The sequence below is a fragment of the Kosakonia sp. H7A genome (genome assembly GCF_003028445.1).
Lineage (GTDB): Bacteria > Pseudomonadota > Gammaproteobacteria > Enterobacterales > Enterobacteriaceae > Kosakonia > Kosakonia radicincitans.
On sequence record NZ_PYTZ01000002.1, the window covers coordinates 572,146 to 593,026 of the forward strand.

The 20,881-nt window shown below is 51.0% G+C and carries 22 protein-coding genes; 11 read left to right on the top strand and 11 right to left on the bottom strand.

The annotated features are described in order from the left end of the window. Nucleotide 1: 1 nt before the first annotated feature. Complete coding sequence (gene pyk / locus CWM66_RS10730) at nt 2-1,444, bottom strand: pyruvate kinase (RefSeq protein WP_007371591.1); 1,443 nt, start codon at nt 1,442-1,444, stop codon at nt 2-4. A 126-nt stretch (nt 1,445-1,570) separates the two neighbouring features. Next, a complete protein-coding gene (locus CWM66_RS10735; protein ID WP_007371592.1) occupies nt 1,571-2,440 on the bottom strand; it encodes a MurR/RpiR family transcriptional regulator in 870 nt (289 codons plus the stop codon). A 343-nt stretch (nt 2,441-2,783) separates the two neighbouring features. Here CWM66_RS10735 and zwf point away from each other — a divergent pair, with 343 nt between their 5' ends. The 3 genes from zwf to kdgA all read left to right on the top strand — a co-directional run bounded on the left by zwf (nt 2,784) and on the right by kdgA (nt 6,983). Then, on the top strand, nt 2,784-4,259 hold the full coding sequence (gene zwf, locus CWM66_RS10740) for a glucose-6-phosphate dehydrogenase (RefSeq protein ID WP_007371594.1): 1,476 nt from the start codon (nt 2,784-2,786) through the stop codon (nt 4,257-4,259). A gap of 233 nt (nt 4,260-4,492) precedes the next feature. Then, complete coding sequence (gene edd / locus CWM66_RS10745) at nt 4,493-6,304, top strand: phosphogluconate dehydratase (RefSeq protein WP_007371595.1); 1,812 nt, start codon at nt 4,493-4,495, stop codon at nt 6,302-6,304. 37 nt (nt 6,305-6,341) lie between these two features. Further along, on the top strand, nt 6,342-6,983 hold the full coding sequence (kdgA, locus tag CWM66_RS10750; protein ID WP_007371596.1) for a bifunctional 4-hydroxy-2-oxoglutarate aldolase/2-dehydro-3-deoxy-phosphogluconate aldolase: 642 nt from the start codon (nt 6,342-6,344) through the stop codon (nt 6,981-6,983). A 70-nt stretch (nt 6,984-7,053) separates the two neighbouring features. On the opposite strand, the gene purT is transcribed toward kdgA, so the two are convergent. Then, entirely contained in the window at nt 7,054-8,232 is a 1,179-nt protein-coding gene (gene purT / locus CWM66_RS10755) for a formate-dependent phosphoribosylglycinamide formyltransferase (protein ID WP_107146629.1), read from the bottom strand. 133 nt (nt 8,233-8,365) lie between these two features. On the opposite strand from purT, the gene CWM66_RS10760 reads away from it, so the two are divergent. The 4 genes from CWM66_RS10760 to ptrB all read left to right on the top strand — a co-directional run bounded on the left by CWM66_RS10760 (nt 8,366) and on the right by ptrB (nt 12,009). Further along, on the top strand, nt 8,366-8,704 hold the full coding sequence (locus tag CWM66_RS10760; protein WP_071920972.1) for a YebG family protein: 339 nt from the start codon (nt 8,366-8,368) through the stop codon (nt 8,702-8,704). Between the two features lie 63 nt (nt 8,705-8,767). Then, entirely contained in the window at nt 8,768-9,118 is a 351-nt protein-coding gene (gene yebF / locus CWM66_RS10765; RefSeq protein ID WP_107146630.1) for a protein YebF, read from the top strand. Between the two features lie 90 nt (nt 9,119-9,208). Further along, on the top strand, nt 9,209-9,865 hold the full coding sequence (locus tag CWM66_RS10770) for a tellurite resistance TerB family protein (protein ID WP_199200044.1): 657 nt from the start codon (nt 9,209-9,211) through the stop codon (nt 9,863-9,865). A gap of 83 nt (nt 9,866-9,948) precedes the next feature. Next, nucleotides 9,949-12,009 carry an oligopeptidase B gene (gene ptrB, locus CWM66_RS10775; RefSeq protein WP_007371601.1) on the top strand — a complete coding sequence of 687 codons (2,061 nt, stop codon included), beginning with the start codon at nt 9,949-9,951 and terminating at the stop codon, nt 12,007-12,009. On the opposite strand, the gene exoX is transcribed toward ptrB, so the two are convergent. After that, nucleotides 12,006-12,668 carry an exodeoxyribonuclease X gene (gene exoX, locus CWM66_RS10780; RefSeq protein WP_071920971.1) on the bottom strand — a complete coding sequence of 221 codons (663 nt, stop codon included), beginning with the start codon at nt 12,666-12,668 and terminating at the stop codon, nt 12,006-12,008. The genes ptrB and exoX overlap by 4 nt on opposite strands. Before the next feature lie 11 nt (nt 12,669-12,679). Further along, nucleotides 12,680-12,910, bottom strand: coding sequence for a DNA polymerase III subunit theta (locus CWM66_RS10785; protein WP_007371603.1), 231 nt, complete (start codon nt 12,908-12,910; stop codon nt 12,680-12,682). Between the two features lie 137 nt (nt 12,911-13,047). On the opposite strand from CWM66_RS10785, the gene yobA reads away from it, so the two are divergent. Genes yobA through CWM66_RS10800 form a run of 3 tightly spaced genes read left to right on the top strand, consistent with a single transcriptional unit; the run spans nt 13,048 to nt 14,652 of the window. After that, nucleotides 13,048-13,422, top strand: a complete 375-nt coding sequence (yobA, locus tag CWM66_RS10790) for a CopC domain-containing protein YobA (RefSeq protein ID WP_007371604.1) — start codon at nt 13,048-13,050, stop codon at nt 13,420-13,422. Between the two features lie 3 nt (nt 13,423-13,425). After that, nucleotides 13,426-14,295 carry a copper homeostasis membrane protein CopD gene (gene copD, locus CWM66_RS10795; protein ID WP_107146633.1) on the top strand — a complete coding sequence of 290 codons (870 nt, stop codon included), beginning with the start codon at nt 13,426-13,428 and terminating at the stop codon, nt 14,293-14,295. 18 nt (nt 14,296-14,313) lie between these two features. Beyond that, nucleotides 14,314-14,652: a YebY family protein gene (locus tag CWM66_RS10800; RefSeq protein WP_035887479.1), complete on the top strand. Its 339-nt coding sequence runs from the start codon at nt 14,314-14,316 to the stop codon at nt 14,650-14,652. Nucleotides 14,653-14,988: 336 nt separating this feature from the next. Here CWM66_RS10800 and CWM66_RS10805 read toward each other — a convergent pair whose 3' ends face one another. From CWM66_RS10805 to CWM66_RS10810, 3 genes are all read right to left on the bottom strand, one after another. Beyond that, nucleotides 14,989-15,876, bottom strand: a complete 888-nt coding sequence (locus CWM66_RS10805; RefSeq protein WP_233218380.1) for a tyrosine-type recombinase/integrase — start codon at nt 15,874-15,876, stop codon at nt 14,989-14,991. A 52-nt stretch (nt 15,877-15,928) separates the two neighbouring features. Beyond that, nucleotides 15,929-16,261, bottom strand: coding sequence for a hypothetical protein (locus CWM66_RS29255; protein ID WP_233218381.1), 333 nt, complete (start codon nt 16,259-16,261; stop codon nt 15,929-15,931). A gap of 67 nt (nt 16,262-16,328) precedes the next feature. Next, nucleotides 16,329-16,484: a cell division protein FtsZ gene (locus CWM66_RS10810; RefSeq protein WP_107146744.1), complete on the bottom strand. Its 156-nt coding sequence runs from the start codon at nt 16,482-16,484 to the stop codon at nt 16,329-16,331. Nucleotides 16,485-16,999: 515 nt separating this feature from the next. Between CWM66_RS10810 and CWM66_RS28750 the strand changes: the two genes are divergently transcribed. After that, nucleotides 17,000-17,497 (top strand): hypothetical protein, encoded by a 498-nt coding sequence (locus CWM66_RS28750; RefSeq protein WP_146159928.1) that lies wholly within the window; start codon nt 17,000-17,002, stop codon nt 17,495-17,497. A 59-nt stretch (nt 17,498-17,556) separates the two neighbouring features. Here CWM66_RS28750 and CWM66_RS10815 read toward each other — a convergent pair whose 3' ends face one another. The 3 genes from CWM66_RS10815 to CWM66_RS10825 are packed head-to-tail and all read right to left on the bottom strand — an operon-like array spanning nt 17,557 to nt 20,641. Next, complete coding sequence (locus tag CWM66_RS10815; RefSeq protein WP_107146634.1) at nt 17,557-19,368, bottom strand: hypothetical protein; 1,812 nt, start codon at nt 19,366-19,368, stop codon at nt 17,557-17,559. Continuing rightward, on the bottom strand, nt 19,365-20,285 hold the full coding sequence (locus tag CWM66_RS10820; RefSeq protein ID WP_107146635.1) for a glycosyltransferase family 2 protein: 921 nt from the start codon (nt 20,283-20,285) through the stop codon (nt 19,365-19,367). The genes CWM66_RS10815 and CWM66_RS10820 overlap by 4 nt, the downstream gene beginning before the upstream one ends. Then, nucleotides 20,282-20,641 carry a GtrA family protein gene (locus CWM66_RS10825; protein ID WP_107146636.1) on the bottom strand — a complete coding sequence of 120 codons (360 nt, stop codon included), beginning with the start codon at nt 20,639-20,641 and terminating at the stop codon, nt 20,282-20,284. Before CWM66_RS10825 ends, CWM66_RS10820 begins: the two co-directional genes overlap by 4 nt. Nucleotides 20,642-20,881 lie beyond the last annotated feature (240 nt).

Sequence of the window (20,881 nt, forward strand, 5' to 3'; positions counted from 1 at the left end):
GTTATTCGACGGTCAGAATACGCGTGGTATTGGTGGTGCCCACGGTGCTCATCACATCACCCTGAGTCACGATCACCAGATCGCCGGAAAGCAGGTAGCCTTTGTCACGCAGCAGATTAACGGCATCGTTAGCGGCGGCAACACCTTCGTTAACGCTGTCGAAATAGACCGGCGTTACGCCACGATAGAGCGCTGTCAGGTTAAGGGTGCGCTCATGGCGGGAGAGGGCGAAAATCGGCAGGCCGGAACTGATACGTGAGGTCATCAGGGCGGTGCGGCCGGATTCAGTCATGGAGATGATAGCGGTTACACCTTTCAGGTGATTGGCCGCGTACATCGCCGACATCGCGATCGCTTCTTCTACGTTGTCGAACTGAATATCCAGGCGGTGTTTAGAAACGTTGATACTTGGGATCTTTTCCGCACCCAGACAAACGCGCGCCATTGCCGCTACGGTTTCAGATGGATACTGACCGGCGGCGGTTTCCGCAGAGAGCATCACGGCATCGGTACCGTCGAGCACGGCGTTAGCGACGTCCATCACTTCCGCGCGGGTTGGCATCGGGTTGGTGATCATCGACTCCATCATCTGCGTGGCGGTGATCACCGCACGGTTCAGCTGACGGGCACGGCGGATCAACGCTTTCTGAATACCGACCAGTTCCGGATCGCCGATTTCAACGCCGAGATCGCCACGGGCCACCATCACGACATCAGAAGCAAGGATCACATCGTCCATCGCGTCCTGATCGCAAACGGCTTCCGCACGCTCGACTTTCGCTACGATCTTCGCGTCGCAACCTGCATCGCGTGCCAGGCGGCGGGCGTAGTTCAGGTCTTCGCCGCAGCGCGGGAAAGAGACAGCCAGATAATCAACGCCGATCAGCGCCGCAGTAACGATATCCGCTTTGTCTTTCTCTGTCAGGGCTTCAGCGGAGAGACCGCCGCCCAGTTTGTTGATGCCTTTGTTGTTAGAGAGCGGCCCGCCGACAGTCACTTCGGTGAACACTTTCATGCCCTGAACTTCGAGCACTTTCAACTGTACGCGACCATCGTCGAGCAGCAGGATATCACCCGTCACCACATCGGCTGGCAGGCCTTTATAGTCGATGCCGACTTTTTCTTTGTCGCCTTCGCCTTTACCCAGGTTAGCGTCAAGCAGGAATTTATCGCCAACGTTCAGGAAAACTTTGCCTTCCTTGAAGGTGGAAACGCGAATTTTGGGGCCCTGCAAATCGCCAAGGATAGCAACATGACGTCCCAGTTTTGCCGCAATCTCACGCACCTTATCCGCACGTAATTTATGATCTTCAGGTGTTCCGTGTGAGAAGTTCATACGCACCACGTTAGCGCCAGCAGCGATAACCTTCTCAAGGTTGTTATCGCGGTCAGTGGCCGGGCCTAAAGTGGTTACGATTTTGGTCCTGCGAAGCCTTCTGGACATGTAATACTCCGTTGACTGAAACAACTTGGTGTTGCGTGAACATGAATTCGGCCATTTAGCGCCCCGCTGTGAAGGGCAATGCGCCTGACCGAACAGCGTAAGAGGTTACTGCTTTGTTATTAACTATTAGTGGTTATCACTTTTGATAAGTAGCTCCTTATCAAAGCGCGATTCTTTCAGGGCTTCTTTGACTCGCTTCAAGTTATCCCTGAATTTTGCGCCTCGGCGCAAGGTAAAACCGGTGGCCAGCACGTCAATGACGGTCAGTTGCGCAAGTCGGGAAACCATGGGCATATAAATGTCAGTATCTTCCGGTACATCAAGCGTGATAGCAAGCGTAGCCTCGCGCGCAAGCGGCGTACCCGCTGACGTCAGGGCAATGACCATGGCGTCGTTTTCACGCGCCAGTTGCGCAAGTTCAACGAGGTTTTTTGTTCTTCCGGTATGGGAAATCAGCACAACTACGTCATCATCGCTACAATTCATACAACTCATGCGTTGCAGCACGATGTCGTCGGAGTAAATCACCGGTACGTTGAAGCGGAAAAATTTGTTCATGGCGTCGTGCGCAACGGCGGCAGACGAGCCGAGACCGAAAAATGAGATTTTTTTCGCCTGGGTCAACAGATCGACGGCGCGATTGACGGCGGCCATATCCAGCGACTGGCGGACGTGATCGAGGCTGGCCATTGCCGACTCAAAGATTTTTCCGGTATAGGCTTCTACGCTGTCATCTTCGTCAACATTTCGATTAACATAGGGCGTGCCGTTGGCGAGACTTTGCGCGAGATGCAACTTGAAGTCCGGGAAACCACGAGTATCAAGGCTGCGGCAAAAACGGTTCACCGTCGGTTCACTGACATCTGCTTCCTGTGCCAGCGCAGCGATGCTGGAGTGGATGGCCTGGTCCGGAGCGGCGAGGATGACTTCCGCGACCTTCCGTTCGGATTTGCTAAGGTGTTCCAGCCGTGACTGGATTTTTTCCAGCATATTCATGGGTGATAAAGCGCTCATGGTGAAACGATTACACTGATAGATGGAATCGTGATGCGTTTTAAACAGATATTACCCCCGCGGGAAGCAGAAAGGTAAGTGATGATGAGAAATGATGTTGTTTTTTTTCATTACATGATCAGAGTCAGATTTTATCGTCTGTTTCCAGGGCAAATAACCGGCTTTTTCAGGGCGAAAAAACAGATTTTTTGTCACAACAAAATAACGCACGTCCTGACAATGCGTAACAGTTTCGGGAATTACGTAAACGCAGTACAGTGTACTGTAATAAAATTACAACTAAGGCCTGGCTAACGCTCCAGGACAGCCAACTGAGGAGATTGACATGGCGGTAGTACAAACAGCCCAGGCGTGTGACCTGGTCATTTTCGGCGCGAAAGGTGACCTCGCACGCCGGAAGTTGCTGCCTTCACTGTACCAACTGGAAAAAGCGGGGCAGATCCATCCGGATACACGTATCCTGGGGGTCGGTCGCGCCGAGTGGGATAAGGAAGCCTATACCAAGGTTGTTCGTGAAGCGCTTGAAACCTTTATGAAGGAAAAAATTGACGAAAGTCTGTGGGATAAGCTGAGTGGCCGTCTGGATTTTTGCAATCTGGATGTTAACGAAACCTCCGCATTCAAACGTCTCGGTGCGATGCTGGACCAGAAGAATCGCACCACTATCAACTACTTTGCCATGCCGCCGAGCACCTTTGGCGCCATCTGTAAGGGGCTGGGTGAAGCAAAACTGAATGCGAAACCGGCGCGTGTCGTGATGGAAAAGCCGCTGGGGACATCGCTTGCGACATCACGGGAAATTAACGACCAGGTGGGCGAGTTCTTCGAAGAGTGCCAGGTATATCGCATCGACCATTATCTGGGTAAAGAGACGGTACTTAACCTGCTGGCGCTGCGCTTTGCCAACTCCCTGTTTGTTAACAACTGGGACAACCGTACCATCGATCACGTGGAAATCACCGTGGCGGAAGAGGTCGGTATCGAAGGCCGCTGGGGCTATTTTGACCAGGCCGGGCAGATGCGCGACATGATCCAGAACCACCTGTTGCAGATCCTCTGCATGATTGCCATGTCGCCGCCGTCCGATCTGACTGCGGACAGTATTCGTGATGAAAAAGTGAAAGTGCTGAAATCGTTGCGCCGTATCGATCGCACCAACGTGCGCGAAAAAACCGTGCGTGGTCAGTACACAGCCGGGTTTGCGCAAGGCAAAAAAGTGCCGGGTTACCTGGAAGAAGAGGGGGCGAACAAATCCAGTAATACCGAAACATTCGTCGCTATTCGTGTCGATATCGATAACTGGCGCTGGGCTGGCGTGCCGTTCTATCTGCGCACCGGTAAACGTCTGCCGACCAAATGTTCAGAAGTTGTAGTCTACTTTAAAACGCCTGAGCTGAACCTGTTTAAAGAGTCCTGGCAGGATCTGCCGCAGAACAAACTGACCATTCGCTTGCAGCCGGACGAAGGTGTGGATATTCAGGTACTTAACAAGGTTCCTGGTCTGGATCATAAGCACAACCTGCAAATTACCAAACTCGACCTCAGCTACTCCGAAACCTTTAATCAAACGCATCTTGCTGATGCTTACGAGCGCCTTCTGCTGGAAACCATGCGTGGTATTCAGGCCCTGTTCGTGCGTCGTGACGAAGTAGAAGAAGCCTGGAAATGGGTCGATTCCATCACCGAAGCGTGGGCAGCCGACAACGATGCGCCGAAACCGTATCAGGCAGGTACCTGGGGACCGGTTGCCTCGGTGGCAATGATCACCCGCGACGGCCGTTCGTGGAACGAGTTTGAGTGATTCTCTGGCGGCAAATGTTATTTCATTTTACCGGTAACATGATCTAGCACAGATATCAGAATAATTTTTCACCTTTCAGGCCCCGACTGGATTCACCAGCGGGGCTTTTTTTATTACACTGGCTGAAGCGATTTTGCCTTTGGGGCGCGGCGTTTTGGTGTTTACAGTCTGATAACTATGGCTTATGGCATTGTTGACGCGGTCCCCCGGACAGATAAATTTCAGGAGCCTTTATGAACTCAACAATGTTACGCGTAACAAATCGCATTATTGAACGTTCGCGCGAAACCCGCTCAGCCTATCTCGCACGCATCGAACAGGCGAAAACGAACACCGTGCGCCGTTCCACACTGGCCTGCGGTAACCTGGCACACGGATTTGCAGCCTGCCAGCCTGACGACAAAGCCTCCCTCAAAAGCATGTTGCGCAACAATATTGCCATTATCACCTCCTACAACGACATGCTTTCTGCTCACCAGCCCTACGAAGTCTATCCGGAGATTATCCGTAAAGCGTTGCATTCGGTGAACGCGGTAGGTCAGGTAGCGGGGGGCGTTCCGGCAATGTGCGACGGCGTAACCCAGGGGCAGGACGGTATGGAACTTTCCCTGCTGAGCCGCGAAGTGATTGCGATGTCGGCAGCGGTAGGGCTTTCTCACAATATGTTTGATGGCGCGCTGTACCTTGGCGTGTGCGACAAAATCGTCCCGGGGCTGGCCATGGCGGCGCTGTCATTTGGTCATTTACCGGCGGTGTTTATCCCGTCTGGTCCGATGGCGAGCGGTCTGGCGAATAAAGAGAAAGTACGCATTCGCCAGCTTTATGCAGAAGGCAAAGTCGATCGTATGGCGCTGCTCGAATCAGAAGCCGCGTCATATCATGCGCCAGGCACCTGTACGTTTTACGGCACCGCAAACACTAACCAGATGGTGATCGAGTTTATGGGTATGCAACTGCCTGGCTCATCGTTCGTCCATCCGGATGCACCTCTGCGCCGTGTACTGACTGAAGCGGCAGCCCGTCAGGTGACCCGCCTGACCGGCAATGGCAACGAGTGGATGCCGCTCGGTAAAATGATTGATGAAAAAGTTGTGGTGAACGGTATCGTCTCGCTGCTGGCGACAGGCGGCTCCACCAACCACACTATGCATCTGGTGGCGATGGCGCGCGCAGCAGGGATCATCATCAACTGGGATGACTTCTCCGATCTTTCTGATGTGGTTCCGCTGCTGGCGCGTCTCTACCCGAATGGCCCGGCGGACATTAACCACTTCCAGGCGGCCGGCGGTGTGCCGGTGCTGATGCGTGAACTGCTGAAAGGCGGTCTGTTGCATGAAGATGTTCACACCGTGGCGGGCTTTGGCCTGACGCGCTACACCCAGGAGCCGTGGCTCAATAATGGCGAACTGGACTGGCGTGACGGCGCGGCTGCATCGCTGGATGCCGACGTCATTGCGACCATCGAACAGCCATTCTCGAAACATGGCGGCACCAAAGTGCTGAGCGGCAATCTGGGGCGCGCAGTGATGAAAACCTCGGCAGTACCGGTTGAAAATCAGGTTATTGAAGCGCCAGCGGTGATTTTTGAAAGCCAGCATGATGTTTTACCGGCCTTCGAAGCAGGCCTTCTGGACCGTGATTGCGTGGTGGTTGTTCGTCACCAAGGGCCAAAAGCGAACGGCATGCCAGAATTACATAAACTCATGCCGCCACTTGGTGTATTATTGGACCGCCGTTTCAAAATTGCATTAGTTACCGATGGACGGCTGTCAGGCGCATCAGGTAAAGTGCCGTCGGCGATCCACGTTACACCAGAAGCATACGATGGCGGATTGCTGGCGAAAGTGCGTGATGGCGATATTATCCGGGTAAACGGGCAGACAGGCGAGTTAACGCTGCTGGTTGATGACAACGAACTTGCCGCACGTCAGCCGCATATTCCTGACCTGAGCGCGATGCGCGTGGGCACAGGCCGCGAATTGTTCGGCGCGCTGCGGGAGAAACTCTCCGGTGCGGAGCAGGGCGCAACCTGTATCACTTTTTAAGACGATAAGATTTAGTTCTGGCGAGAGAAAAACTCTGATGAAAAACTGGAAAACGAGTGCAGAAGCAATTCTGAAAACAGGTCCGGTAGTGCCGGTGATTGTAGTGAACAAACTGGAACACGCTGTGCCGATGGCAAAAGCGCTGGTTGCTGGTGGCGTTCGCGTACTGGAAGTCACCCTGCGTACGGCTTGTGCAATTGATGCTATCCGCGCTATCGCAAAAGAAGTGCCCGACGCAATTATCGGTGCCGGTACGGTACTGAACCCGCAGCAGCTGGCGGAAGTCACCGCTGCTGGCGCGCAGTTCGCTATCAGCCCGGGTCTGACCGAGCCGCTGCTGAAAGCCGCGACCGAAGGTACTATCCCGCTGATCCCGGGCATCAGCACCGTTTCTGAGTTGATGCTGGGCATGGACTACGGTCTGAAAGAGTTCAAATTCTTCCCGGCGGAAGCAAACGGCGGCACTAAAGCGTTGCAGGCGATTGCGGGTCCGTTCTCTCAGGTTCGTTTCTGCCCGACTGGCGGGATCTCCCCGGCTAACTACCGTGATTACCTGGCGCTGAAAAGCGTACTGTGCATCGGCGGTTCCTGGCTGGTGCCGGCAGATGCGCTGGAAGCGGGTGATTACGATCGCATCACCAAACTGGCGCGCGAAGCGGTAGAAGGCGCGAAACAGTAATCTCGCGGGCGGGTGTTTACCCGCCTTGTGCAGAAAAGCCCGGAAAGCGATGAGCGCCTCCGGGCTTTTTTTAGCCTTTAACCTGAACTGCCGCGGCGGCGGCAACTGCGCGCTCTACGGCCATTTCGACATTTTCTGCCACAGCCAGCGCAACGCCCATGCGGCGGGAGCCGTCGATTTCAGGTTTTCCAAAAAGACGCAGTTGCACACCGGCGGCGAGCGCATTTTGCACGTTATCGAAGGTCACATTCTGGCTGCGCAGGCGCGGCAGGATCACTGCCGAAGCAGCCGGGCCGTACTGGCGGATGTCGCCAATCGGTAAACCGAGGAAAGCACGGACATGCAGCGCGAACTCCGAGAGATCCTGTGAAATCAGCGTTACCATCCCGGTATCATGCGGGCGAGGAGAGACCTCGCTGAAAATCACTTCATCGCCGCAAACGAACAGCTCAACGCCAAACAGCCCATAGCCGCCCAGCGCCAGTACGACTTTGCTGGCAATCGCCTGCGCGCGTTCCAGCGCCAGCGGCGACATCTGCTGCGGCTGCCAGGATTCGCGATAATCACCCTCTTCCTGGCGGTGGCCGACCGGCGCGCAAAAATGGACGCCATCAGCGGCGCTGATGGTCAGAAGCGTGATTTCAAAATCAAAGTTGACCACGCCTTCGACAATCACCCGCCCGGCACCCGCACGGCCGCCCTGTTGGGCGTATTCCCAGGCTTTCGTCAGTTGCTCTGCGCTTTTAATAAAGCTCTGGCCTTTACCGGAGGAGCTCATCACCGGTTTTACGATACAGGGCAAACCTATCTCAGCGACGGCATCGCGAAAAGCCGCTTCACTGTCGGCAAAGCGGTAGCTGGATGTCGGTAACTGCAACTCTTCCGCCGCCAGGCGACGAATGCCTTCACGGTTCATGGTCAACTTTGTGGCACGGGCGCAGGGCACCACATGCTGGCCTTGCGCTTCCAGTTCCAGTAGCGTGTCGGTGGCGATAGCTTCGATTTCTGGCACGATAAAATGCGGTTTTTCTTGCGCGACCAGCGCCTTCAGCGCATCACCATCAAGCATATTGATCACATGTGAACGGTGCGCCACATGCATGGCGGGCGCATCGGCGTAGCGATCAACCGCGATCACTTCAATGCCCAGTCGTTGACATTCAATGGCCACTTCCTTACCCAGTTCGCCAGAGCCGAGTAACATCACGCGAGTAGCTGCAGGGCGCAGCGCAGTACCTAAAAGAGTCATAGCATCTTACCGTTGGGGAAAAAAACTGGGCGCAGTATAAACGAAAACGTTTGCGTCTGTCTTTTATCCCTTGCGATGCTTTTTTCATCGCGCTACTATACTGTATAAATACACAGTTGAATGAGGCTGCATCATGGCGGTAGAAGTTAAATACGTAGTCATTCGTGAAGGTGAGGAAAAAATGTCTTTTGCCAGCAAAAAGGAAGCTGATGCTTACGATAAAATGCTCGATCTGGCGGAAGTGCTGGGCGACTGGTTAGGTACCGGCCCGGTAGCGCTGGAAGATGAGATGCGCGATCAAATGGCGCTGTGGCTTGCCGAACAGAAAGATGCGCTGAGCGGTATTCTGAAATCCGGCAAATTGCCAGGCGCTGAATCGGAAGAACCTGCTGCAGCGGCTACTTCTGATGATGCTGAACCGACAGACGCAGTGGATATTAAAAGCGCGCAGAAGCGCGCGAAAGTCGCCTGATCTTGCGCTGCCAGCAATTTGTACCATGCTTTTGACTGGACAAGTAAGTACCAGGAGATAAGCATGAAAATAGCAGGAGTTTTTACAGGTCTGCTTTTGCTGGCAGACAGTACCATGGCGCACGCTACAACGGATAAATCGGTAAAGTTTCCTTCTTGTGAAGGTCTTGATGCTGATGGGATCGCGGCCAGCGTTAAGCGTGACTATCTGCAAAATCGCATTGTGCGCTGGGCTGAAGATCAGAAAAAACTGGGGCAGGCCGATCCGGTTGCCTGGGTGAATCCGAAAGAGATCGTTGGCAAGCGTGATAAATGGACGGTACCGCTCACGGTTCGCGGTAAAAATATGGATATTCACTACCGCGTGGCCGTCGATTGCAAAGCGGGTACGGCAGAGTACCAGCCACAGCCGTAACGCAATAATTTTCTCATCTTTTGCCGCTACAGACACTTCCTGACATCCCCCTCGCTTACTCTGGGCAACCACACATAGATAAGCGAGGGCATTATGAGCTGGTTGAATCAAATACAGTCGTTGCTGGGTTCGAAAGATAATGCGGATCCCTCATCTTCAGGCGAGCAGAGGTTACATAACCTACTGGCGCCGGGCGCTCTGGGTGGCCTTGCCGGGCTGCTCGTTGCCAGTAAATCCTCACGTAAGTTTCTTGCTAAATACGGTACCAGCGCACTGCTGGTTGGCGGCGGCGCGGTCGCCGGTACGGTGCTGTGGAATAAATACAAAGACCGTATCCGTAACGCGCATCGGGGAGAGCCGCAATACGGTCAGCAGCAATCTCCGCTGGATGTGCGCACGGAGCGGCTGATCCTGGCCCTGGTTTTTGCGGCGAAAAGCGATGGTCATATCGACGACAAAGAACGAGCTGCTATCGAGCAGCAACTTCGTGAAGCCGGGGTGGAAGAGCAGGGGCGGCAGTTGGTTGCGCAGGCAATTGAACAACCGCTGGATCCCGCACGCCTGGCGCAGGGCGTACAGAATGAAGAAGAGGCGCTGGAACTCTGGTATCTCAGCTGTGCCGTTATCGATATCGATCACTTTATGGAACGCAGCTATCTGAATGCATTGGGTGATGCGTTACAGATCCCGCAGGCAGTTCGTGAGGAGATAGAAGAGGATATAAAGCAGCAAAAACTTACCGCTTGATTCTGATTACAGTGTGGTTTCGCTTGCATCACGCGCGGGTTTTGCCAACCTTACAAGTGTGTTAAACAAAAAAGAACAATACTATGCCGCCGAAAGCAAAACTGATCCCACACGCAATCACCACGCATGGCGATACGCGCGTTGATAACTATTACTGGCTGCGGGACGATACCCGCTCGCAGCCAGAGGTGCTTGACTATCTGCGTCAGGAAAATGATTACGGCCGCAAAATGATGTCGTCACAACAGGCGTTACAGGATGAGGTGCTGCAGGAGATCATTTCACGCATACCGCAACGTGAAGTTTCCGCGCCCTATGTCAGAAATGGTTATCGCTATCGGCACATTTACGAACCGGGTAATGAGTATGCAATCTACCAGCGTCAGTCGGTACTGAGCGCCGAGTGGGATGAGTGGACGGTGCTGCTGGATGCCAACCAGCGCGCATCACACAGCGAATTCTATACGCTCGGCGGCCTGGAAGTCTCGCCAGACAATGCCATCATGGCGATAGCCGAAGACTTTTTATCGCGCCGCCAGTATGGTTTGCGTTTTCGTAACCTTGAAACCGGCAACTGGTACCCGGAAGTGCTGGATAACGTCTCACCGGATTTTGTCTGGGTTAATGACTCCGAAACGCTCTACTATGTGCGCAAGCATGCAACCACGCTGTTACCTTATCAGGTGTGGCGCCACACCGTCGGAGAACCGGCGCAGCAGGATGAACTGGTGTACGAAGAGCAGGATGAGACCTTCTATGTCGGTTTGGGCAAAACGACCTCGCAGCACTACATCACAATCCACCTTTCCAGCGCTACCACCAGCGAAGTGCTGCTTCTCGACGCAGAGCTACCTGATGCGCAGCCGCTCTGTTTTTTGCCAAGACGCAAAGAGCATGAGTATAACCTTGACCATTTCCAGCACACTTTTTACCTGCGTTCTAACCGCGAAGGCAAAAACTTTGGCCTGTATCGCACCAAAGTGCGCGACGAAAGACGCTGGGAAGTGCTGATTCCGGCGCGCGAACAGGTGATGCTGGAAGGGTTTACGCTCTTCAGCGACTGGCTGGTGGTTGAGGAGCGGCAACGTGGTTTAACCAGCCTGCGGCAGATCAACCGTAAGACTCGGGAAGTGGTAGGCATTGCGTTTGACGATCCGGCCTATGTCACCTGGCTGGCATATAACCCGGAACCTGAAACCTCGCGTTTACGCTACGGCTACTCGTCGATGACCACGCCGGATACGCTTTTTGAACTGGATATGGATACCGGCGAGCGGCGCGTGCTGAAGCAGGTTGAAGTCGCTGGTTTCGATGCCAGCCACTATCGCAGTGAACACCTGTGGATCCACGCCAGAGATGGCGTCGAAGTACCGGTTTCGCTGGTCTACAACCACACCTTATTCCGCAAAGGTGAAAATCCGCTGCTGGTCTACGGGTATGGATCCTATGGCGCCAGTATGGATGCAGACTTTAGCAGCAGCCGCCTGAGCCTGCTCGATCGTGGCTTTGTGTTTGCCATTGCCCACGTACGCGGCGGCGGTGAGCTGGGGCAATCGTGGTATGAAGAGGGAAAATTCCTCAACAAGAAAAATACCTTCAATGATTTTATCGATGTCACCGATTCGCTGCTGGCGCAGGGATATGGTTCGCCGCTCTTCTGCTACGGCATGGGGGGAAGCGCTGGCGGTATGCTGATCGGCGCAGTCATCAATCAGCGTCCCGCGCTATTTCATGGCGTTATTGCCCAGGTGCCCTTTGTTGATGTTGTGACCACCATGCTGGATGAATCTATTCCGCTGACCACCGGTGAGTTTGAAGAGTGGGGGAATCCGCAGGATGAAACGTACTATCACTACATCAAAGGCTACAGCCCTTATGACAACGTCGAGGCTCACGATTACCCGCACATGCTGGTAACGACCGGGCTGCATGATTCGCAGGTGCAGTACTGGGAACCGGCGAAGTGGGTGGCAAAACTGCGTGAGTATAAAACGGACAATAATTTGCTGCTGCTCTGTACCGATATGGATTCCGGGCACGGAGGAAAATCCGGGCGTTTTAAATCCTATGAAGGCGTGGCGCTGGAGTATGCTTTTCTGATTGCCCTGACGCAGGGCACCTTACCCGGACACGAGGTACATTAATCGTCGCCGAGATAGTGCTTTAACGTCAGTCGCAGTTCCGGGCTCATGCGCTCCAGGTTATTGAACAGCCAGCGCAGGTAACCCGGATCGCGGTCGGCAATCTCAGACACCGCTTTGCCGCGGTATTTGCCAAATGTGAAGGTGGCGACCAGCGCCGGGCGGCCGGTCACAGTCGCCATCTGATCCGGCGTCCAGCCGGAAACCTGCATAATGTCGATCAACAACGCGGCGGTGATATAGCAGTCGTATAACGCCCGGTGATGATGCAGCCCCGGCGGCGTCTGTACGCTCAGTTTGCGGGATTTATACAGCGCCATGTTGCTGTATTTGATTCCCGGCCAGAGACGGCGCGCCAGCTTCATGGTGCAGATCCATTCGCCCGGCATTTCTGGCAGCACGCGGCGGTCAAAACTGGCGTTATGCGCCACGTACCAGTTACTGCCATAGTAGTGCGGCACAATCTCTTCAATCCACGGCTGATTAGCCACCATCGATTCTGTTATGTGATGGATGGCCATCGCCTGCGGGCTGATAGGGCGATCGGGCCGGACCAGATGGCTCATCGGATTGACTATCTTTCCGTCAACCACGTCAACGGAGGCAATTTCCACCACCCCGCCTTGCAGGTCGCAGGTTTCGGTATCGATAACACGTAACATAACCGGCTCCGTTATTTAGCTTTAGGCTCATAAGGCAGACGTGAAAGCGAAACGGAAGCCAGACGATGAGCGATTAAACGCTCGCGAAACCAGTTACGCAGGTGCTCCGGTTGTTCACGCTCCACGGCTTCCGCAATCACCGGCATGTTGTAGCGTTCTTTAAAGGCAACGCCCGCGGCAGCAAGATCGACATTGACCTTGTCCATCTCATCCTGTTCAAGCTGCGCAAGATTGGTAATCATGATTTTCTCCTGGGTTCACGCGGCAAAAGTTACTAAGCCTGTCGCAGAAAGACAAGTACACCGGCAATGATACTCGACGCGAATATTGTACAGGGTTATTCTTTCCCCTAAATGTATAACAAAAAGGAATGAACTCTATGTCCATCTCTTCTTACGCACACTGGCGAACAGCGGTGCTCATCGCCAGCCTTTTTACGGCACCTGCAGTGCTGGCACATGCGCATCTCAAGGGGCAATATCCGGCCGCCGATGCGGCGGTAACCGCTGCGCCGCAGGCGCTAACGCTGAATTTCTCGGAAGGTATCGAACCGAAATTCAGCGGCATCTCGGTAACCGGTGCGCAGCAACAAATTATCAGGACCGGCACAGTAAAGCGCAATGAGAATGACAAAAAGCAGATGATCGTTCCGCTGGAGCAACCGTTGACGCCGGGCGATTATACCGTTAACTGGCATGTGGTTTCCGTTGATGGGCACAAAACCAGCGGCCAGTATCACTTTTCTGTGAAGTAACAAATGCTGGAGACCGCTTTTGTTGGGTTGCGATTTGTGCATTTCGCTGCCCTGATGCTTTCGTTTGGCTGCGCGCTGTTCAGCGCGTGGCTGGCTCCGCGCAGCCTGGAGCATCTGATGACCCGCCACTTTCTTCCTCTTCTGCGTGGATGTTTATGGCTGAGCGCCCTTAGCGCGATCCTGATGTTTGCTTTCCAGGGGGGGCTAATGGGGGAGGGATGGGGAGATGTCTGGCAACCCTCGACCTGGCTGGCGGTAGCGGCGACCGGTTTTGGCACAATCTGGGCATGGCAAATTATTTTTTCCCTCCTGACGCTGATAAGCCTGTTCCTTCAGCCTCAACAACAGCGGCGCATCTTCGTGCTGCTGGCGATCCAGTTTCTGCTGGCGGCGGGAGTCGGACACGCTGCAATGCGCGAAGGGGCGATGGGTGTTCTTCAGCGTGGCAATCATGCGCTGCATCTGCTTTGCGCAGCGATGTGGATCGGCGGATTGCTGCCGGTACTGTTTTGCATGCGCCTGGCCCATGGGCAGTCACGCCCGGCGGCCATCTCGGCCATGCTGCGTTTTTCCCGCTATGGCCATTTTGCGGTCGCGGGCGTGCTGGCCACCGGTGTGGTTAATACACTGTTGATCGAAGGCGTAGCGCGCCCCTGGCAAAATGACTGGGGGCGGATGCTGTTGCTGAAATGTGCGCTTGTGGCGCTGATGGTGGTAATTGCCCTTGTGAATCGGTATGTTCTGGTGCCGCGTCTGAATCGGCATAATGATGCCGCGCGGCAGCGATTTATCGTCCTGACCTGGGCCGAACTGGGGTTGGGCGCGCTGGTGCTTGCCGCAGTGAGCCTTTTTGCGACATGGGAACCTTTTTGACTGAACCTGGCGGAAAGAATGAAAAAGAACTTATTAGGATTGTTAATGCTGACATGTTCAGGTGTGGCACTGGCTGCACCGCAGGTGATCACCGTCAGCCGCTTTGAAATTGGCAAAGACAAATGGGCATTTGATCGCGAAGAGATCATGCTGACCTGCCGTCCCGGACACGCGCTTTATGCCATCAATCCCAGCACGCTGGTGCAATACCCACTGAATGATGTGGCGGAAAAGCAGGTCGCCAGCGGTAAAGCCAGTGGGCAGCCGATCAGCATTATTCAGGTTAATGATCCCGCAAAACCCGGCGAAAAGATGAGCCTTGAACCGTTTATCGCCCGGGCTGAGAAACTTTGTTAACTGGCTACATTAGAAGCCTGATATTTAATAAAAAACCGCAAGCCTGTCTGAGCAAGTCTTGCGGTTTTTGCATTTTTTAGCGTGACGATTAGCTAATTTTTCTGACCACTTTTGTCGCGGACTGGAAAAGCTGACGCCGTCATCTATTCTTAAAGTGCCAGGCGACTTAGCCTGCATTAATGCCAACTTTTAGCGCACGGCTCTCTCCCAAGAGCCATTTCCCTGGACCGAATACAGGAATCGTATTCGGTCTTTTTTTATCTGTATGGAATGTAAAGAGTTTTTGTATTTCGTCCCGAAATTTCCCGAAAAAATTCCGAAAACCCTATATCCGGCTCAAACCATAACATACTCTGCACCGCGCGCGTCCAGGTATTTTTTTGTCATTGCGATGTTTTTATGACCAAGCAAACGTTGCGCAAATTCCTCTCCATACTCCACTTCATAAAGTCTCCCAGCCAGACTTCTTATCTCGTGAAAAGAAGGAGGGTTTGGGCCGAACCTTAAGCCGCAGGAATCACGAAGATCGGAAAATGCCTGAGTTAGCCCGTCAGGGGTTAATGGCCCCGGCTTTCTGCCGCCGCGACGCACCGATGAATAAAGCATAAAATCAGACGGGTTATTCACCCTGCAACGTTCAATCACATCCTGCAATAACAAGCTTGCAGCACCCAGTCTCAAATTGAGGGAGATTGCCAGCTTGTGACCCGTTTTTTCCTGCGTCACAAAGAGCCTGCCATCTCTGATATCACTAAACCTGAACAGAGAAACATCCTCCCGTTGCTGACCAGTGGCAAGGGCAAGGTCACATGCATTTGCCGCCCACTCTGGATGAGATAAAGCTGCCTGACGAATCACCGTAAAGTGTTCAAGCAAAAGCCGCTCTCGTTTCACTTTCGGGGTAGGCGTTCTTGTTGGCTCTGCCGGGTTCCTGTCGATATGTCCCTCCACCATTACCTCCCTGAAAATATCCATCATTACTGATCGAAGACCGGAAGCCATGCTCTTTTTATCACATTGAATATATAACTCCAGAAACGAGGCGATATCCTTTGTGGTGACTGAGGCAAGTGGTAGCTTTCCGAACTCGTCCTTAATGGTAGAGATCTGGTTTCGCCTGACCTTCATTGTATTGGGCTTTAGCTCGCGTCGCTCAAGAATCACTTCATACCGCTCCAGCCATGCAGCTACCGTGAACGTAGGCGCGTCTTTTAATGCGCTCAAGGAGTGATGACGGCAGGTAGTTTTGGTCGATGTAGTTGTTTGCCTCGATGGCCTATGCCACTGCATCGCGCCGTGAAATACGCCTAAGGGAAACTTCTTGGCCGGTAACCTTCACTTCGCAGTCGCGCTTATCGCGTAGCTGTCCGCACATATCGCAGCGCACCGAATTGAGATATTGCGTCGTGGTTTGCAGGAAGATTTTCTCTTCAAAACTGCCATTCACGCCGCGTGAGTCGGTGTATTCAATGATGGTTTCAGTGCGCCCGGCGGCATTAACAAGCGTTCCTCTCCCGACAAGTTTAACGATTTGACCGCCGAACTTGATGCGGGTACCGGGAGGAAGAGAGGCGAGTTTTTCAGGGGTTAAACGGGGTAATACGTCCATTGGTCACCTCGAAAAGGCTGTGCAAATCCGGCCCGTGTAGTGCCAGGCAGATTCATTGAATAGTGGATTAGTGCTGGATAGGGCTGCCGTGTCCGTCCATGAGGATGTCGATAACGCAGTCACTGAGGCGGATGATCTCTGCATCGGTGTGCAGGTACACCCATTTACGCTCCTGAATGACTGCTGAGACGCGATAAGTGCGCCCTTGATGCATAGCCATCATGCCGGGAGTGATGCATTGCCGGATGTATTGTGTAACGGCCTTATTGAGTGTATTGGTGGTTTCCACAGTTTCACCGTGAAATGCCAGAATCTTAGCGCTGATCGCGTTAAGGCGCATGGTCAGTATGGGGACGGTTATATTTTCAAATCAGATGGAACGGGTTCGGTCTGCGCTGGTATTCGTATTAACTCGTTAACGTGTGGACATATAAATGCAGCAGAATATAGCTACAGTTCTTGTGGTGGCCTTATAGACCCCGCTGATGATGTTGGCGTAGACAGAATAATTATCGGAAATCTTTTTATTCAGAATGCTACATGGGGTCTTGTTCCTACTTCAACAGGAACTGGTTACATTACAAACATTTTTATTGGTAATTATACTTGTATTGGGACATACGGTAATTATTTCTCACTTTTTTTAATGCCAAATGTGTTAATGCAGTAATTGGGAAACACCTTTGCCAAAACGTATCTGGCGGCATTGAAGTCCACTACAACGCTGCTTACGTTCATATGGGAAATGGCGTTGTTACCGGGTCTTCTGTTGCTGGTTATAAATTTGGCGGGAATACAAACTCGCATGGGCGTCTAATTGCTAGTGCTAACGGCACCTATGGCGTTGAATATACACAGGGTATGGGTTTTGACCCGTCAAATGTGATTGGTTACGGTAACTCATTAGGTAATTTCAGTGCACTGCCAAGTGTGCTGAGTGGCTCTGTTTTAAATGGATGGACAACACAGACAGATTTTAAAGCCGTGCCAAACGGCCACCGTGTATTTATCAGCGGCTCTCTTACCAAAGGAACAGTAGCTAACGCTTGGCTTATTGCAACTAACCTTCGCCCGGCAGTCGATACCCCGATATCCGCGTGGGGAGTCACTAGTGGAGGGACCATGGTTCCCGTCGAAGCATACATTCGTGCTACAGGATACCTTGAGATCACCGGCTATGCATCATTAGGCGCATCGCAGGCGGTGAGGCTCAACGGATCATACCTGATGGCATAGAATAATTACTTAAATGACGAAGCGCCAGTGTTCTATTACTGGCGCTTTTCATCTTGTTATTATTTTACACGCTGAAGCGAGTACGATTCAAAACAGACATCTGAGCCTTTTTGAACAAAAAGCTGTATTTCTGCAGATGGCATATCTTTCTTTATTTCGAAAACATATGAACCATTCTTGTATTTTTCCTGAGACATCTTAATTTTTACACCTGTTACATAGGAGAAAATAGACGCTTCATATTGATCTCCATGTGCATTTATCTTTAGAGAGTACCAGCCCCGACCAAGGGTTTTATATGGCCCATATGCAAGCATTCCCTTTGCACCCGCATTACATATCTGATTCTTATCCCCAGCCTTGAAATCGCTTTTCACTGTATCTGCACTTCCTTGCACATCGCCTTCATCGATATTGACAGGGTGACTATAAACCATAATAGGCGAATTCCACACCATATACGTCAATTCTGGCTTTCCATACAGCTCCTCTATAACCTGCCGTTGCTGCTCATTGTCAACAATAAAAAAATTATTTCCATTGTTAAAATAAGACGTTTTTGTTAACCAAAAAGAAGGCGTCACTTTTTTATTTGCAACGTCTATGTTAATAGGTCCTATACTGAATTCTTTTTCTACGCTTGTTGCTGCTGCATTCCAGAATGTAGCATAACCGTTAGTTAGGTTATGCTTAGTCAAAAAATCAGATATTAGTCTGTATTTTGATGTTGATCTATCCCTACTAAATGAAAAATCAGGTTGGTTAATATACGTCAAAGAATACGCGGAAATAAGAATGGCAAAGACCCATAAAATGATATTTGATTTCTTTGTTATATTAATGTTTCGGCACAAAAATATTGAGCCAAAAATAATAACAGGGATCAAATATCTTGTTGTACCTGTATCAACTGGCTTATCGCTTAATGCATACGCAGGGATCATGATAAGAGACGCTATCAATAGCGCGGCATCAACCAGTCCAAGCTTTCTTATTTTTATAAGCGAAGGAATCAAAAGAACAAAAAACATAACTAATGATGCAAACTTTAATGAAGAAAACACCCCGTCAGGGGAGCTAATTACTTTGCCAAAAAAATCAGCGTTGAATAATATTAAAAGACCTTTAAAAAGAAGCGAGATGTTGAATGATAACTTGTCATAACTAACAAATGTAGGCGATCCAACTCCGGGTAAATAAAAGAATTCAGGTGAGTTAGTAAAATATAAGATCACCTTGAATAAAATATATGAGAAAACCAAAAACAAAAATACAACAGATTTATCTTTTGTATTTGCATTCGATATAAAACAACCGATTGCAACTGGCAAGAAAAATAAATATGTTGTTATGTCATCGCTAAATATTGTTAAAGATGCAATTATTGATGCTAATAATAAATAGAGCTTGTTTTGTCTTTTGCAATAAAACTCAATTAATATATATGAAAGAAGAATATAAGCATATGTAGGAACATGTATTATCGCAACAGAAAGCATGTAACTAACTGCTGTACCCGGGAAAAAAAGGAACAGTAGTAAAGGCCATGCTTTTTTGTAGCCGGAACTTGTTCCAAGAGCGTAGCATGAGGCGATAAGGCCACCCGCCATTAATCCAGGTATGACGTATGTTATCCACTCAGAATAACCAAAAAGCTTTATGGCAAGCGCAAACCAGACTAAGTCAGTAAAATAAAAAGTGACTGTTGATAAATACCATCCTTTCAGCGCAAAGTTACCTTTAGCAATATCAGCGGCCTCCAGAATGCCGCTCATGCTGTCAGAGCTTGGGGTGAACTTATAGCTTAATGCACTAAAAATATAAGAAAATATTAAAAAAACTAATAATGTTGAAATTCCCTTTTTAGTCATTTTTTAAAATCCTTAAGCAAATATTTAGGGCGTCTTTTAGTTTCAATGTAAATTCTGCCAATGTATTCTCCAAGCACACCGATTCCTATCAATTGAACACCTCCAAGGAAAAGTATTGAAACAAGCAGTGACGGATAACCTCGTACCGGGTTTCCAAAAGCCAGCGTATCTAAAACCATCCACGCGCCATAAATAAAAGCCATCCCTGCGACAACAAGACCGATATACGTCCACATCCGCAAAGGGAAAGTGGAAAAGCTGGTTATGCCTTCAATCGCCAGATTCCATAACTTCCATCCGTTGAACTTGGTGCTGCCTGCCACGCGTTCAGCGCGTATATATTCCACCACATCAGTGCATCCACCAACCCAACTCAGGACGCCCTTCATGAACAGGTTACGCTCAGGCATCAGCTTGATGTTTTCGACTACCTCGCGAGACATCAGGCGGAAGTCACCAACATTTTCTTCGATCTTGGGGTCGCTGATTTTGTTATGCAGCTTATAAAACCATTCGGCAGTTTTACGTTTAAGGCGCCCATCAGTAGAGCGATCAGTTCGTTTTGCCAGTACCATATCAGCACCGGCTTGCCATTTTTCTATAAGTTGAGGAATAACCTGAATAGGGTCCTGTAGGTCAACGTCAATCGGGATTACTGCGTCACCTTTTGCATGGTCAAGTCCTGCAAAAAGCGCCGGTTCTTTCCCAAAATTACGCGTAAAGGAGAGCGGGACTACAAGAGGATCGCTAACAGCAAGGGCTTTAATAATCGACTCTGTGGCATCTTTGCTGCCATCATTGATGAACACGATTTCAACTTCGTGATCTTTTAGCTCATCAAACTCCCTCACGGTTTTATAAAAAATGGGTATTGTATCTTCTTCGTTGAAGACTGGAACGACCAGAGAAATTTTCATTTCGCATCTCTAAATACAATGAGTTTTGAGTAAATAAAGCCTGCTATCAGGCTAAAACCGGAAAATGTGGTCAGGGTTAATACTGGCGGAAATTTCATGGCATCTGATATATAACCCATCAGAGCAGCCATAGCGCCCATAAAAACAACGAACGCAATATAGCGGCCAGATGTCGCCCTGGAACGGAATGTCCATTTAGCGTTAGCAAAAAAACTAAACGTGACAGCTATACAGAAGGCGGCCAGATTTGAAACAGCCTGGCTTGCGCCGAAATGCAGAAACATCCCGAAGCATACCCAGTGTAGAGCAGTATTGATTACGCCAATTGAAACGTATCGACTAAATAGCTTTAACATTATAAAAATCAGTAAATTCTGAAAGGGGCAAAGTTTAGCACCAGTCAGTGACTTGATCGACCTGATAATTACACGAACTGTATATACATACAGTGTAGTTGGGGGCCGATATAATGCCAAGAAAATCAGATGTCCGTTTCGCATTCACACTTGCGATACAGAAAAACCCGAAGGGGTACCAGTGCCTGCGCACAGACGACTTCATCAGGGAGTTGGGTAAGCTTAACTGGCACTTCAGCC

What these genes read in the sequence shown, in the direction of transcription:
- pyk (WP_007371591.1), bottom strand. Translation starts at nt 1,444, where the DNA reads ATGTCCAGAAGGCTTCGCAGGACCAAAATCGTAACCACTTTAGGCCCG.
- CWM66_RS10735 (WP_007371592.1), bottom strand. Translation starts at nt 2,440, where the DNA reads ATGAATATGCTGGAAAAAATCCAGTCACGGCTGGAACACCTTAGCAAA.
- zwf (WP_007371594.1), top strand. Translation starts at nt 2,784, where the DNA reads ATGGCGGTAGTACAAACAGCCCAGGCGTGTGACCTGGTCATTTTCGGC.
- edd (WP_007371595.1), top strand. Translation starts at nt 4,493, where the DNA reads ATGAACTCAACAATGTTACGCGTAACAAATCGCATTATTGAACGTTCG.
- kdgA (WP_007371596.1), top strand. Translation starts at nt 6,342, where the DNA reads ATGAAAAACTGGAAAACGAGTGCAGAAGCAATTCTGAAAACAGGTCCG.
- purT (WP_107146629.1), bottom strand. Translation starts at nt 8,232, where the DNA reads ATGACTCTTTTAGGTACTGCGCTGCGCCCTGCAGCTACTCGCGTGATG.
- CWM66_RS10760 (WP_071920972.1), top strand. Translation starts at nt 8,366, where the DNA reads ATGGCGGTAGAAGTTAAATACGTAGTCATTCGTGAAGGTGAGGAAAAA.
- yebF (WP_107146630.1), top strand. Translation starts at nt 8,768, where the DNA reads ATGAAAATAGCAGGAGTTTTTACAGGTCTGCTTTTGCTGGCAGACAGT.
- ptrB (WP_007371601.1), top strand. Translation starts at nt 9,949, where the DNA reads ATGCCGCCGAAAGCAAAACTGATCCCACACGCAATCACCACGCATGGC.
- exoX (WP_071920971.1), bottom strand. Translation starts at nt 12,668, where the DNA reads ATGTTACGTGTTATCGATACCGAAACCTGCGACCTGCAAGGCGGGGTG.
- CWM66_RS10785 (WP_007371603.1), bottom strand. Translation starts at nt 12,910, where the DNA reads ATGATTACCAATCTTGCGCAGCTTGAACAGGATGAGATGGACAAGGTC.
- yobA (WP_007371604.1), top strand. Translation starts at nt 13,048, where the DNA reads ATGTCCATCTCTTCTTACGCACACTGGCGAACAGCGGTGCTCATCGCC.
- copD (WP_107146633.1), top strand. Translation starts at nt 13,426, where the DNA reads ATGCTGGAGACCGCTTTTGTTGGGTTGCGATTTGTGCATTTCGCTGCC.
- CWM66_RS10800 (WP_035887479.1), top strand. Translation starts at nt 14,314, where the DNA reads ATGAAAAAGAACTTATTAGGATTGTTAATGCTGACATGTTCAGGTGTG.
- CWM66_RS29255 (WP_233218381.1), bottom strand. Translation starts at nt 16,261, where the DNA reads ATGGACGTATTACCCCGTTTAACCCCTGAAAAACTCGCCTCTCTTCCT.
- CWM66_RS10810 (WP_107146744.1), bottom strand. Translation starts at nt 16,484, where the DNA reads ATGATGGCTATGCATCAAGGGCGCACTTATCGCGTCTCAGCAGTCATT.
- CWM66_RS28750 (WP_146159928.1), top strand. Translation starts at nt 17,000, where the DNA reads ATGGGAAATGGCGTTGTTACCGGGTCTTCTGTTGCTGGTTATAAATTT.
- CWM66_RS10815 (WP_107146634.1), bottom strand. Translation starts at nt 19,368, where the DNA reads ATGACTAAAAAGGGAATTTCAACATTATTAGTTTTTTTAATATTTTCT.
- CWM66_RS10820 (WP_107146635.1), bottom strand. Translation starts at nt 20,285, where the DNA reads ATGAAAATTTCTCTGGTCGTTCCAGTCTTCAACGAAGAAGATACAATA.
- CWM66_RS10825 (WP_107146636.1), bottom strand. Translation starts at nt 20,641, where the DNA reads ATGTTAAAGCTATTTAGTCGATACGTTTCAATTGGCGTAATCAATACT.